Below are 12777 nucleotides of genomic sequence, written 5' to 3'. Positions count from 1 at the left end.
TTGATGGTTAAATACCAGATAACTTTTTTTGCCAGTTCCATGAATCCCTCAACGCATCATCTAATGAGTGCTTCGTTTTCCATTCTAAAAGGATAATAGACTTATCTACTTGAGCATAAATTTCTTCAACATCCCCAGGTCTTCTTGGTCCTAAAGAGTAGTTCAGTGACTCACCTGAGGACTTTTCGAATGATTCTATGACCTCCAAAACTGTGCTCCCTATTCCGGTTCCAATGTTAACAAAGTCATAATGGCTTAAATCTTCAATAGAATCAAGGTGTTTTAATGATTGTACGTGGGCATCCGCTAAATCCATGACATGGATATAATCTCTTATGCAAGTTCCATCGGGTGTGTCATAATTGCTACCAAACACAGTAAGCGAGTCTCTTTGGCCTGCAGCAGTCTGGGTAATAAATGGAACCAAATTACTAGGCACTCCTAAGGGCAGTTCACCAATTTCACTTGATGGGTGAGCACCTATGGGATTAAAGTACCTCAGTGCTATAGATTTTAAACCAACTTTAGCATCGACAACATCTCGGATAATCTCTTCACCTATTTGCTTTGTGTTTCCATATGGGGAATTGGCAGGCTTTGTTGGAGACTCCTCTGTGACAGGAAGTGTATCTGGCTGACCATATACTGTACAGGACGATGAAAAAACTAGATTAGGCACTTGGTGTTCGACCATTGCTTCTAGTAGACTCACTAAACCAGAGACATTATTTTTGTAGTAAAGTAGTGGCTTTTCTACTGATTCACCGACTGCCTTTTTTGCGGCAAAATGAATTACACCATCAATTCTGTTTTCATTGAAAATCTGGTCGAAGAGTGATCTATTGAGTATATCTCCTTCGTACAACTTGAAATTCTTACCGGTAATTTTGTGAAGCCCGTTTAAAACCGACTTTTCAGAATTTGAAAAATCATCAAGAATTATTGGGTTATAACCTTCTTCATGGAGTCGAACGATGACGTGTGAGCCAATATACCCGGCTCCTCCGGTGACCAGAATGTTTTTCATATTACTCCAAAAATAGGAGGATGGACTCATTTAATCGTGAAGTACTGTTATTTTTGTTTTCTTAAAGATTAGGGAGTAGAGATATGTCCGATAGATTCAAGGAGTTAGCCGAAGAGATTAAGAGTTTTAGTGTATCGAATGATGAGCAGCTAGAAAGCTATAGATTAAGGTTTATAGGAAGAAAGAATATCATAGGCGACCTCTTTGCTCAAATGAGAGATGTTCCTAATGAGGAAAAGAAAGCTTTTGGACAATCGGTGAATGAATTAAAGAACCTGGCTCAGGAAAAATTCCAAGAGTTGATTAATGGTTTGAATTCAAGAGAGGCTGAGGAAGAGGATCATCCTGACTTGACTTTGCCTCCTGTAGATAATGAGTTTGGGTCTATCCATCCCTTGACGGCCACTCGACAACGATTTATTCAGATTTTTGAGCGCATTGGGTTCAATGTTTCTTCAGGGCCGGAAATAGAGGATGACTGGCATAATTTCACTGCCTTAAACTTCCCTGAGAATCATCCGGCACGAGAAATGCAGGATACCTTCTTTATTGAGAAGAATCCGGATATTGCCTTAAGGACACATACTTCTAGTGTACAGATCCGTGTTATGGAGAACGAAAAACCTCCGATCAGAACATTATCACCAGGGCGTGTCTTTAGAAATGAGGCCATTTCGGCTAGAGCCCATTGCGTCTTCCATCAAATGGAAGGTCTATATATAGACAAGAATGTGTCCTTTGCTGATTTGAAGCAGACGCTTTATCACTTCGTGAAGGAGATGTTTACTAAGGACACTAAGATACGTTTCAGGCCTTCTTATTTTCCATTTACTGAACCGAGTGCTGAGATTGATATTTCTTGTCAGATTTGTCATGGGGATGGATGTAATATTTGTAAGTATACAGGCTGGGTTGAGATTGGCGGTTCTGGAATGGTAGATCCGAATGTCCTCAAAAATTGTGGTATCGACCCTGAAGAGTACTCTGGGTTTGCCTTTGGAATGGGCATTGAAAGAATAACCATGTTGAGGTATGGTATCAAAGACCTTAGGCTTTTTACCGAAAATGATGTGAGGTTCTTAAAACAGTTTAACTCTCTTTAATGAAACTTGAAGACATATCAAGAATTGCAGTAGTTGGGGCCGGGACAATGGGGCAAGGGATTGCTCAAATTTCTGGCTTGGCAGGTTATGACGTGGTGCTTTATGATCTGAATGCTGACGTTTTGAAGATTGCTCAGAACAACATTTCGAAGAACCTGGATAAAGGAATTGACAGAGGCAAGCTGACTCACGAAGACAAAGAAAAGACTCTAAAACGAATCACGTTTTCTGATAATAAGGACCTTTTAGTTGCTGATTTTATCATTGAAGCCATAATAGAGAAGCTAGATGTAAAGAAGGAGTTGTTTGAAACTTTAGAATCCATAAATAGTGAGAAGACCATCTTGGCCTCAAACACTTCATCAATACCCATCACCAGAATTGCTGCAGGCTTAAAATTCCCAGAACGCTTTGTTGGAATGCATTTCTTCAATCCTGCACATATCATGAAGCTTGTGGAAGTGATATCTGGCGTTGCGACTGACGAGACTATCGCAAATACTACAGCCGAACTGGCAAGAAAACTAGGGAAGACTCCTGTAATGGCGGCTGACGCACCTGGGTTTATTGTAAACCGCGTTGCCAGACATTTTTATGTCGAAGGGCTAAAGGTCTTGGAAGAAGGGGTTAGTGATGTCAAGGGGATTGATCGATTGGTCGAATCTTCTGGTTTTCGAATGGGACCGTTTAGATTGATGGATTTAATCGGAGTTGATACTAACTACTCTGTGACAGAGTCTATGTTTAATGCCTTCCATCAAGATGCCAAGTTTAGGCCATCGCGTATCCAACAACAGAAAGTTGATGGTGGACATCATGGGAGGAAATCAGGTAGAGGTTTTTATACCTATGATTAATTAAAGAAGGTCTTCAATCAACTTATCGATTGTAATGCCTTCAGCTTCAGCCTTAAAGTTTCTGATAATTCTATGTCTTAGAATTGGTTTGGCTACCGCTTGGACATCTTCAATATCAGGTGAATACTTTCCGTTAACAAGTGCATTGCATTTCGCTGCGATTACCAAGTTTTGAGAGGCTCTGGGTCCTGCACCCCATTCGATATATTCCTGGGTCGTAGAAGGAGCCATATTGCTAGCTATTCGAGTCTTATGAACCAAGCCAACTGCATACTCAACCACATTATCCGCGATCGGCACTCTTCTTACCAAGTGCTGATAATTCATTACTGCCTCCCCGTCTAAGATATGGTTAACCACATTCTCGACATCTGAGGTAGTGTTTTTAACTATATCGACTTCAGATTGAAATGTTGGGTATTCTAATGTGATGTTGAACAAGAATCTATCTAGTTGTGCTTCAGGAAGAGGGTATGTACCTTCCTGCTCTATTGGGTTTTGTGTGGCCAATACGAAGAACGGCTTGTCTAAATCAAAATGCTGACCCGCTACCGTAACAGAATACTCCTGCATGGACTCAAGTAATGCCGCCTGTGTCTTAGGGGGAGTTCGGTTGATTTCATCTGCCAAGATGATATTAGCGAAAATGGGTCCTTTGATAAATTTAAAATTTCTGTCTTTGTCTATTGTCTCTGCACCAAGAATGTCGGAAGGCATTAGGTCAGGAGTAAACTGAATCCTTTTAAAGCTTAAATCTAAGGCAGAGGAAATCGTCTGGATCAGAAGTGTTTTTGCTAGCCCGGGTACACCTACAAGCAAACTGTGGCCTTTACAAAAGATTGAAGTCAGAAGTAGGTTAACTACTTCATCCTGGCCAATGATCACTTTTGAAATTTCTGCTTTGAGACGTTTAAAATCTTCAAAGAACTTGTCGGCTAATGCGACATCAGACGTGTTTTCACTCATACTTATTGGTTCTTGATAATGCCGCAACGATTAAAAACTGGATCTATCTCAAGATATACTTCTTGCATTTTCTCCTCTAGATATTCGGCACGTTTGAGAGACTTCTTCATTTGTGTAGTTGCGGCTTTTAGCTTCTCATAGTCATCAGTCAAGTTTGCTCTATGAGGAGGTAATTTTTTCTTGTAATAAATGATTCGAACCACCTGCTTATCTGAACCTACCTGAATAACTTGTGGATCAGATATATCACCTTCCTTCATTTTGTCAATCTCAAAGAACAACTCGGGTTCAAGCGAACTTGCAGGAATCCGAAGCGAACCAAATTGATCTGCATAAAAGCCACCATTTACCTTTGTACTCTCATCATCTGACACAAGTTGCGCTGCTTGCTCAAAACTTATGCTGTCGGTTAAAATTTTGTTTCGAAGGTCTATTAAAATATCTGATGCCTTCTTTAAGTCATCCTCATTAGGTTTGGGAGTCATCAGAATATGACGAGTTGAATACTCGTTTCCTCTTTTTTCTACCAACTGTATCAAATGGAAACCAAAAGCTGATTCGACTGGCATCGAAATTTCGCCTGGTTTTAAACCTAAGGCACCAGCTTCATAGGCTGGGTCCATGGTACCTCTTGAGGCGAAGCCCAGATTTCCTCCATCTCTGGCTGAAGGACCTTCCGAATTGAAAGTTGCTAGTATTTCAAAACTCTCTCCATTAATAGCTCTTTCTCTTATGGCTAGTAGTTTTTCTCTAACCCGTTCTTTTTCTGCTTCACTGACGTCTGGTTCTTTTACAATAACACCAATCTCGTATTCCATAGAATAGAGGGGAAGACTGTCTGTCGGAAATCGATTATAGAACTTTCTAACCTCTTTTGGAGTGACTTTGACATCGGCTAGAATATTATTTTCTTGCTGCTCAACTCGGATTTGCTCTTCAATTGAAGGTTTTAACTCATCCATTATTTGGTCCAGTGTTTTACCGTAGGCTTGCTGAATGGCATCTTCCGAGCCAAAGCGTTGGATTATCTGCTGACTTCTACTTCTTATCTCATAGTCAAGTCTAGAGTCATCCACCACTACAGAATCTATTTCTGACATGATCAGCATGACCTTACTCTCTACAAAACTTTGAAGTAATACACATTTGGCATCTCCTTGAAAGCTTTGAGCCTGTGGACTAGTAAGAAATTGAATGTATGCCGATTCTAATTCGCTCTTCAGGATAATTTTATCATCAACCTTGGCAATGATCTTGTCCACTACCTGTCCTTCTTGAGCAAAAGAAACGGCCGGAATAAAAATGGCCAAAATCAGAATGGCTTTAATAATAAATCTTGTAGTCTTCATTTTCCTTCGCACGTTCATAAATATCATTCTCCAAACCCTTTGCCAACGCCACTTTTCTTTTGTTAAGAATTATGTTCCGAATCTCCTCTTGCACAAACTCTAACGGTGAAGCTTCCTCTGAAATTTTGTATTCCTGAATTTTGAGCAGGTAAAGATAGACAGAATCCGCTTCTTCCACATACCTGTTTCTACGAAGAAATTGTACTTTATTTGAGACCGTAGAAAGTGGAGAATTCTTTATTATATCGTCAAACTTGATCCATGTAGAATCTTCTAATGAATAATTATCTGCAAACTGAAAAGCATAGGACTTAAGCGACTCTAAATCTTGTGGACGACTAGATTTTATCCAACGTCTGATATCATTTTTTTTGGGAGCGTCATTTGATATTTTAAGATATCGACCCCTAAATATATTTTGACGGAGAGCGAAATTTTCTCGGTTCTCTTCGTAGTAGTTTTCGATTTCCTCAGTGCTGACCGCTGTATCAAGTGACTGCTGAATCATCTGTTTTTGATATTCATATGATAGTAGCGTATACCGATAGTCCGACACTTTTTTTTCTATCTCTGACTGGTTAATCTTCACACTGCTGTTCGCTTCTTTTACGAGCAATTCCTTTTTGACCCAATTCCTCACAAATTGCTCCACAATGAGGATACTATCTTCTCTATTAGTTTGAGGCGAGACTAAATTTGCAATATCTGATTCAAAGAGGAATGAATTACCCACACTTGCGACTAATGCTTTGCTATTGTCAACACTTCCTTGCTCAGAAGATGCAAAGTACTCACAAGAAAGTGAGCTCGTCAGTATGGCCAATATGAACAGGTACCTCAGTTTCAATTTTTTACTATCTTTTTCAGTGCCTTATTATAAATCTTAATATGGCTCTGCATACGTAATTCCTTTATCCATTGTGCTTCCAAATGGTCTTGATAATCAGAAAGAATTCGTCCTTTGATCTCCTCGTAAGCAAAAAAACCTCTAGGAATAATTTCTTCTAAAAAGTAGTACTTGGATTCATCAGGTTTTTCAATCCAACTGCCTGATTTTAATTCTGTTGAGCCAAATTTATTGATTTCAGATGCCTTAATTGTTCTTTTTACAATTTTTAACAGCGTTTGTTCTTCTTTGGTAAAGGTTGATTGGACAGCCTTCTCAAGGGATTCTTCTTCACTGATGGATTTTTTAAGCCTTTCAAGGAGCAATGCATTATCACAATTCACAATGCTTACTACAATACGCTCTTCAGTTTTGTATTGCCCAAGGTGGTCTTGATAATATTGCTTGGCACCGAGAGAGTCTTCAAGGGCCTTATTCCAAACCTCATTCTGCATGATCTCAAAAAGTAAGAGACCCTCCTCATATTCTTTCAACAAATAACCGTAATCAGGGTATTTTATCGGTGTAATGGAATCTTCATAGGCAATGATACTCTTCCTTTCAAATTCGGAATAGAGAGATCTTACTATAGTGTTATTCAAGGTAATCTTTTGGGAGGGAAGGCTTTGCACAAAGTCTTTAACCTTGAAAAGCTGCTCACCCAAAATGAAAAGCACACTTTCCTTAGTCTCATCATTTAAACTCCCCTTACTTATCGCGAGCAACGATGCATTCAAGGATTGTTCATCCTGTTGAAAATTGTTTTCTGTTTTAAGCTTTTCGATCAGCTGATTGTTGTTTAAGGTGTTTCTTCCCGATCGTTTTAACTGCTGTTCGATGCCTGTCCGCTCTTCGGAAAGGTCTCCGATGGGCCTTTGATCATTCAGCTTTACAATGTGCCAACCGAAACTTGTTTTTGAGGGCTTTGAGATTCCATTTACATTTTTGATGCTATAGGCAATGTCATAAAATTCATCAGGAAGCTGTTTGATTCTTGCCCAGGGGAGTTGCCCACCATTCATTTTGGTGCGATTGTCATCAGAATATCTTCTGGCCATTGTATTCCAATCTGCTCCATTTTTTAAGGAGTCATAAATTGATTCGGCTAACTTTTGCGCATCATCTTCACTTCGCCCACGATTGCTGAAGAAGATGTGAGATGTTTTAAGGCTTCCCTTAGAAGGCCTTTTTTGATTCACAAAGAGAATATGGTATCCAAATTGAGTCTTCACGACTTGTGATACTTCATTGGTGTTGGTGTTGTAAGCAGCATTTTCAAATGGGCCGACCATATCCATGGCACTAAACCAACCGAGCTTACCTCCGTTTTGGGCGGCCCCATCTTGAGAAAATCTTCTGGCCAAGGATTCAAATTGTTCCTGGCTTTCAATGGTTAGGCGTAAACTGTCTATAAATTTATAAGCCTTTAAAGTATCTTTCGGACTGGCATTCGGTCCAAGTTTTATGAGCAAATGTGAAGCATTAATCTCGACCTGCTTTCTGCTGTGAATTTCCTTGATGAGTTTCTCTTCAGCTTCAGGGTTTTCTAAATAAGGTTTTCGGATTTGGCTTATATAACCTTGTAATTCAGCCTTATAGTTTTGGAGTGTATCGTAGCCCTCTTTTCGAGCAGCCTGTACTTTGAGTTTAAAATCAATGTAATTGTTTAGGTACTTTTTTAAGGAATCAATATGCAACTCATCGTTCTGATCGCGGTTCTTTTTGAAGGCGTATAAAAGTTCCGAAGCGCTGATCTCATAGTCATTGACCTTTGCAACGATGATGGAGTCGGATTGAAACCCGTAGGTAGTAAGTGAAAAGAACAATCCAATCAGCAAAGTGCAGAGACTTTTCATATCAGATGCTATTTGGTGTACGCTACCTTTTTATAAAGGGTAAGGGTGTTCTTTGAAGGAGTAGATTTGAATTGAATATCATCCATGATCTTTTTGACTAGCATGATCCCAATTCCGCCTTTGTTCTTATTTCTTACCAAGTCTTCAATGACGGGCTCTTGATAACTGACAATGTCAAAGGCATTTCCTCGATCAATGATTTCGAACCAAACACCCTCATTTTTAAAATTGATTCCGAGTTTTACCTCACTCATATCATCTGACGGGTGACCATGGATAATGATGTTCGCACAGACTTCGTCCACGGCCAATACCATCATGTTAATCTCTATGTCAGAGACATTATGCTCTTTTAGTACGTCAGTGACGAACTTGCGCATCAAGCGTAGCTTGTTTTTGCTACTCGGTATGTCGAAACTATACTTCACGGAGTGCTGATATTGCTGCCTCTTTATTTTCTTTAATAGTCAATAATTGGTCCAAACCGAGAATACCAAAGACTTTTAAGACCTTTTCGGATAAACCGAATAGAATGAAGTCGATGGATTTTTCGGAGATTTCTTCTATGTAAGACATGAAGACTCCAAGTCCTGCAGAAGAAATATAGTTGAGATTGGTACAGTCAATAAGAATGTGCTGATGACCTTCCTCCATAGCTTCCTTAATCGCTTTGTCCAAGTGAATGGAAGAACTTGCATCGGCTTCTCCATTTACGGCAATGTTCAGATAATTGTTCTCGATTGCTTTATTTATTTCTATCATATGCTACTCTTTATCTACGGTAACTAATTAAACTTGATCACCAACATTGTATAGTCATCGTCAAGATCTTTACCACCACAAAACTCATATAGCTTACTGATGAAGACTTTTTGAATCATCATCGGGTCATAATGAGCATTTTGTTGCAGCAGGTTTTTCATTCTGTCATATCCAAATTCATCATGTTCGGCATTGGAAGCTTCCGAAATACCATCAGTGTATAAGACCAAAATATCATCCTTATCGAAAGACATTTTATTCACCTGAATGAAATTCTTGTATGTGGAATTTCTGATTATGCCTAAGCCTAAGCCTTTGTCTTGAAAATACCTTGCTTCCTTTTTCTTCTTATTGTAAAAGAGAGTTGGGCAATGGCCTGCGCGTGAGAATTCAAGTGTCTTTTCCTTCGTGTCGATAATGAAATAAGTCAACGTGATAAAAGAGGTCCTCTCAAGGCATTTGCTTAAAGCGGTGTTGGCATTGATCAAAAACTCTTCGGCTGACAAGTCTAATTGAACAAGACTTTGAAATATTCCCTTCATTTGCGACATGTGGAAGGCTGCTGAGGTACCTTTCCCGGATACATCACCTACTACGATAGCATATCGGTCTTCACTAAGCTGAAAAGTATCATAATAGTCACCTCCAACCTCTGCGGCTGCTTCTGTGAATGCATGAATAGAAAAAGATGAATTATGATCTAATTCCTTAGGTAATAGCGCTCTTTGAACGCTTTTGGCAATGTTTAATTCTTCTTTATATCGCTCATTCAAAAGCGCTTCGCCCATTAACCTGAAGTTCTCAATGGAGACACTTGCCTGGCTGGCAAAGGTGTTGATGATACTGATCATCTCTTTGTTGAAACTATCAGATACCTCATTGAGCAAGTACATAAATCCCTTTACCTGACCTTGTATCGTTAATGGTACTACAAATGCAGAGCGATAGTTAGACTTTTTAAGCCCGACCAGCACCCTATCTGAATCTGCGTCAGTAGCTAGTGGATTTTTAATGACTGACCTGTTCTTGCTAGTCATTATATGCTCCTTCACCAAGTTGATATTTTCTCGACTGATGTGTTTTGATAATATCTTGGTCTCATTTTGATCAAGGTTCACTTCAATCCAGCCGGCATCGGCATAGACTGCATTCATTGATGAGTTGAGCAAAACATCAAAAATTTGATCCTCATTTTCACCTTGTTGAATGGATTGGCTCAGGCGCTGGAAGTTGATTGCTTCCTCCATTTTCTTTTCAAATACCGATGAGGTAGGCAGGTTGAAAAGAATCACGAGCAAAGAGAAAATACTATAGAACAGCAAGAAGGTAAAAACCACAATGACGAATAAGTCATCTATGGCATTAAAATTCGTGATGGCCTCCTCCGGAGATACATAGAGATAAGTGAAGAAATAGAATATATAGATAGTGATAAGAATGATGATGAGAACACTCTTCCACTTCTGCTTAAAGTTCAAATAGGCCACCCATTTGAGATTGCCAGAGAGGATTATGGCCATAATGGCGAGTACTGCGAAAAGAATCTCGAAGATTAGATGTTCCTGTAAAGTAAAGCCTGTTAGGTTAAAGAATATTGATGCCACTAAGGCAACTTCAAATACATTCCAGTAGACGACAAGTTTTCTTGATTTCTGGTAAAGAATAAGCTTTTTCCATACCGTAAGCGTAGAAATCAGAAATACAGAAATTAATGCCCTATTGAGGCTATAAAGAAATGTATCCAGAAACTCATTTTCAGCCAACATGGTGTCAGCAATTGAGTCATAGAACAGTCTGATAGACAATGAAATTACTGTAGTGACCAGACCAGTGGCAAATACCTTCCAAAGTAGGTCCACAAAGTTTCCACTTTCAACGGCCCTTATTTTGAATCTGTAATAGATTAAAATGAATACATAGAATAGGTCTTGTAAGAGTATCGGCAGGTATCTCGATATCTCAAGGTCAAGTCCACTTTTGGCTGCCAGAATCTCCAGTATACGTATTGACGTAGCGATGACCCATATAATTATGGCCATGGTTACGCTCGCACGTATGTAGAATTTCGGTGTGAACTGGACTTTCAAAGGCATAAACTGATCCGAAACTACAAAATAAGGTATTGGTTGATGCTATGAAACGAAGAGTTTCACAATATCATTGTTTATGAGAGCTTTATTCCAAGCTCCTTTAACTGATCATTTGCTACTGGTGAAGGAGAATCTATCATTACATCACGTCCGGAGGTATTCTTGGGGAATGCGATATAGTCCCTGATGGTTTCAGTTCCACCGAACATAGCACAGAGTCTGTCAAAGCCGAAAGCAATACCACCGTGAGGAGGAGCTCCATATTCGAAGGCATCCATTAAGAAGCCGAATTGAGCTTTTGCTTCTTCATCCGTAAACCCTAAATGCTTAAACATGGTCTTTTGCATTTCACGATCATGAATTCTAATCGATCCGCCACCAATTTCAACGCCATTGATTACTAAATCATAGGCATTTGCTCTGACTTCTCCAGGTGCGGTTTCAAGCTTAGCCAAATCTTCTTTTAATGGTGAAGTAAATGGATGATGCATGGCGTGATATCGCTCAGTTTCTTCATCCCACTCCAATAATGGAAAGTCAACCACCCACAATGGCTCATATTCATCGCTTTTTCTAAGCCCCAGTTCATTACCCAAGTGTAGACGCAACTCATTCATCTGTTTGCGGACAGCATTTGTGGCTCCGGATAACACTAAGATCAAGTCTCCAGCTTCGGCACCTGCCTTATCAGCCCAGGCCTTAAGATCTTCTTGACCATAGAATTTATCAACGGATGATTTAAAAGAGCCATCAGCATTGCACTTGACATAAACAAGTCCCTTAGCACCTACCTGAGGTCGTCTGACAAAATCTGTTAGTGCATCCAACTGCTTTCTGGTATATTCTGCACAGCCTTTGGCACAGATTCCGACCACGAGTTCAGCTTGGTCAAAGACATTAAAGCCTTTGTTTTGACTGACCTCATTTAAATTGACGAATTCCATCCCAAACCGAATGTCTGGTTTGTCACTGCCATACTTTTCCATGGCGTCGGCATAAGTCATATGAGGGAATTGATTCAATTCAACTCCTTTGATAGACTTGAAGAGATGCCTTGTCATTCCTTCGAATACTCCCAAGACATCATCTCTCGTGACAAAAGACATTTCACAGTCAATTTGTGTAAACTCTGGTTGACGATCGGCACGTAGATCTTCATCTCTGAAGCATTTTACAATCTGGAAGTACCGATCAAAACCAGAAACCATTAAGAGTTGCTTAAAGGTTTGTGGAGATTGCGGTAATGCATAGAACTCACCCGGGTTAATTCGGGAAGGGACAACGAAGTCTCTTGCTCCCTCCGGAGTGGACTTGATCAAAACAGGTGTTTCAACTTCTAGAAAGTTGATTTCTGCTAAGTAATTTCTAACGGCTATAGCCAACTTACTTCTAAGCGCCAGCTTTTCTCTGACCTCATTTCTTCTCAGGTCTAGATAGCGGTATTTCATTCTTAAGTCTTCACCACCATCAGTATCATCTTCTATGATGAAAGGAGGCGTGTGCGAGGCGTTCAACACGATGATTTCTGTCGTATCAATCTCAATTTGACCCGTAGGGATTTTATCATTCTTAGAATAGCGTTCTACGACCGTTCCTTTAATCTGGATCACAAATTCTCTTCCCAATTCACGGGCTTGCTCGATAACTTCCGCCTTGCTTTTTCCTTCCTCAAAAGTGAGTTGGGTTACGCCATAGCGATCGCGCAAATCGATCCACATAAGCCCACCTTTATCACGGATACGTTGTACCCATCCAGAAAGGGTCACTTCTGTTCCGACATGTTCAATTCTTAACTCTCCGCAAGTATGTGATCTTAGCATTGCTGCACCTTTTAAAAATGAGTGGCAAATTTAGTAATTGTTTTAGCAATTGGGTTTAATA

11 protein-coding genes are annotated in these 12777 nt (G+C 39.8%); 2 read left to right on the top strand and 9 right to left on the bottom strand.

From position 1 onward, the window contains the following. Positions 1 to 7 precede the first annotated feature (7 nt). Positions 8 to 1027 carry a UDP-glucose 4-epimerase GalE gene (gene galE / locus BFP97_RS13470; protein WP_069842921.1) on the bottom strand — a complete coding sequence of 340 codons (1020 nt, stop codon included), beginning with the start codon at positions 1025 to 1027 and terminating at the stop codon, positions 8 to 10. A gap of 83 nt (positions 1028 to 1110) precedes the next feature. Between galE and BFP97_RS13465 the strand changes: the two genes are divergently transcribed. After that, positions 1111 to 2130, top strand: a complete 1020-nt coding sequence (locus tag BFP97_RS13465; RefSeq protein WP_069842920.1) for a phenylalanine--tRNA ligase subunit alpha — start codon at positions 1111 to 1113, stop codon at positions 2128 to 2130. After that, entirely contained in the window at positions 2130 to 2987 is an 858-nt protein-coding gene (locus BFP97_RS13460) for a 3-hydroxyacyl-CoA dehydrogenase NAD-binding domain-containing protein (protein WP_069842919.1), read from the top strand. The genes BFP97_RS13465 and BFP97_RS13460 overlap by 1 nt, the downstream gene beginning before the upstream one ends. Here BFP97_RS13460 and BFP97_RS13455 read toward each other — a convergent pair whose 3' ends face one another. From BFP97_RS13455 to aspS, 8 genes are all read right to left on the bottom strand, one after another. Continuing rightward, positions 2988 to 3953, bottom strand: a complete 966-nt coding sequence (locus tag BFP97_RS13455) for an AAA family ATPase (RefSeq protein ID WP_069842918.1) — start codon at positions 3951 to 3953, stop codon at positions 2988 to 2990. 2 nt (positions 3954 to 3955) lie between these two features. Continuing rightward, entirely contained in the window at positions 3956 to 5302 is a 1347-nt protein-coding gene (locus BFP97_RS13450; RefSeq protein ID WP_069842917.1) for a peptidylprolyl isomerase, read from the bottom strand. Then, the gene (locus BFP97_RS13445; protein WP_069842916.1) at positions 5277 to 6149 is read right to left on the bottom strand and encodes a peptidyl-prolyl cis-trans isomerase; all 873 of its coding nucleotides are present in this window, start codon (positions 6147 to 6149) and stop codon (positions 5277 to 5279) included. The genes BFP97_RS13450 and BFP97_RS13445 overlap by 26 nt, the downstream gene beginning before the upstream one ends. Further along, on the bottom strand, positions 6146 to 8044 hold the full coding sequence (locus BFP97_RS13440; protein WP_069842915.1) for a peptidylprolyl isomerase: 1899 nt from the start codon (positions 8042 to 8044) through the stop codon (positions 6146 to 6148). Before BFP97_RS13440 ends, BFP97_RS13445 begins: the two co-directional genes overlap by 4 nt. An 8-nt stretch (positions 8045 to 8052) precedes the next feature. Next, on the bottom strand, positions 8053 to 8472 hold the full coding sequence (locus tag BFP97_RS13435) for an ATP-binding protein (protein WP_069842914.1): 420 nt from the start codon (positions 8470 to 8472) through the stop codon (positions 8053 to 8055). Next, the gene (locus tag BFP97_RS13430; RefSeq protein WP_069842913.1) at positions 8462 to 8806 is read right to left on the bottom strand and encodes an STAS domain-containing protein; all 345 of its coding nucleotides are present in this window, start codon (positions 8804 to 8806) and stop codon (positions 8462 to 8464) included. The genes BFP97_RS13435 and BFP97_RS13430 overlap by 11 nt, the downstream gene beginning before the upstream one ends. A 23-nt stretch (positions 8807 to 8829) precedes the next feature. Continuing rightward, a complete protein-coding gene (locus tag BFP97_RS13425; RefSeq protein WP_170827468.1) occupies positions 8830 to 10845 on the bottom strand; it encodes a GAF domain-containing SpoIIE family protein phosphatase in 2016 nt (671 codons plus the stop codon). A gap of 125 nt (positions 10846 to 10970) precedes the next feature. Then, positions 10971 to 12716, bottom strand: coding sequence for an aspartate--tRNA ligase (gene aspS, locus BFP97_RS13420; protein WP_069842911.1), 1746 nt, complete (start codon positions 12714 to 12716; stop codon positions 10971 to 10973). Between the last annotated feature and the right edge of the window lie 61 nt (positions 12717 to 12777).

This window comes from Roseivirga sp. 4D4 (assembly GCF_001747095.1).
In the GTDB taxonomy this organism is placed as follows: Bacteria; Bacteroidota; Bacteroidia; order Cytophagales; family Cyclobacteriaceae; genus Roseivirga.
This window is presented reverse-complemented; position numbering and strand designations above follow the sequence as displayed.

Excerpts from the sequence above, each read along its gene's own strand:
- BFP97_RS13430 (WP_069842913.1), bottom strand. The coding sequence starts at position 8,806 with ATGATAGAAATAAATAAAGCAATCGAGAACAATTATCTGAACATTGCC.
- BFP97_RS13450 (WP_069842917.1), bottom strand. The coding sequence starts at position 5,302 with ATGAAGACTACAAGATTTATTATTAAAGCCATTCTGATTTTGGCCATT.
- galE (WP_069842921.1), bottom strand. The coding sequence starts at position 1,027 with ATGAAAAACATTCTGGTCACCGGAGGAGCCGGGTATATTGGCTCACAC.
- BFP97_RS13455 (WP_069842918.1), bottom strand. The coding sequence starts at position 3,953 with ATGAGTGAAAACACGTCTGATGTCGCATTAGCCGACAAGTTCTTTGAA.
- BFP97_RS13425 (WP_170827468.1), bottom strand. The coding sequence starts at position 10,845 with ATGGCCATAATTATATGGGTCATCGCTACGTCAATACGTATACTGGAG.
- BFP97_RS13465 (WP_069842920.1), top strand. The coding sequence starts at position 1,111 with ATGTCCGATAGATTCAAGGAGTTAGCCGAAGAGATTAAGAGTTTTAGT.
- BFP97_RS13460 (WP_069842919.1), top strand. The coding sequence starts at position 2,130 with ATGAAACTTGAAGACATATCAAGAATTGCAGTAGTTGGGGCCGGGACA.
- BFP97_RS13440 (WP_069842915.1), bottom strand. The coding sequence starts at position 8,044 with ATGAAAAGTCTCTGCACTTTGCTGATTGGATTGTTCTTTTCACTTACT.
- aspS (WP_069842911.1), bottom strand. The coding sequence starts at position 12,716 with ATGCTAAGATCACATACTTGCGGAGAGTTAAGAATTGAACATGTCGGA.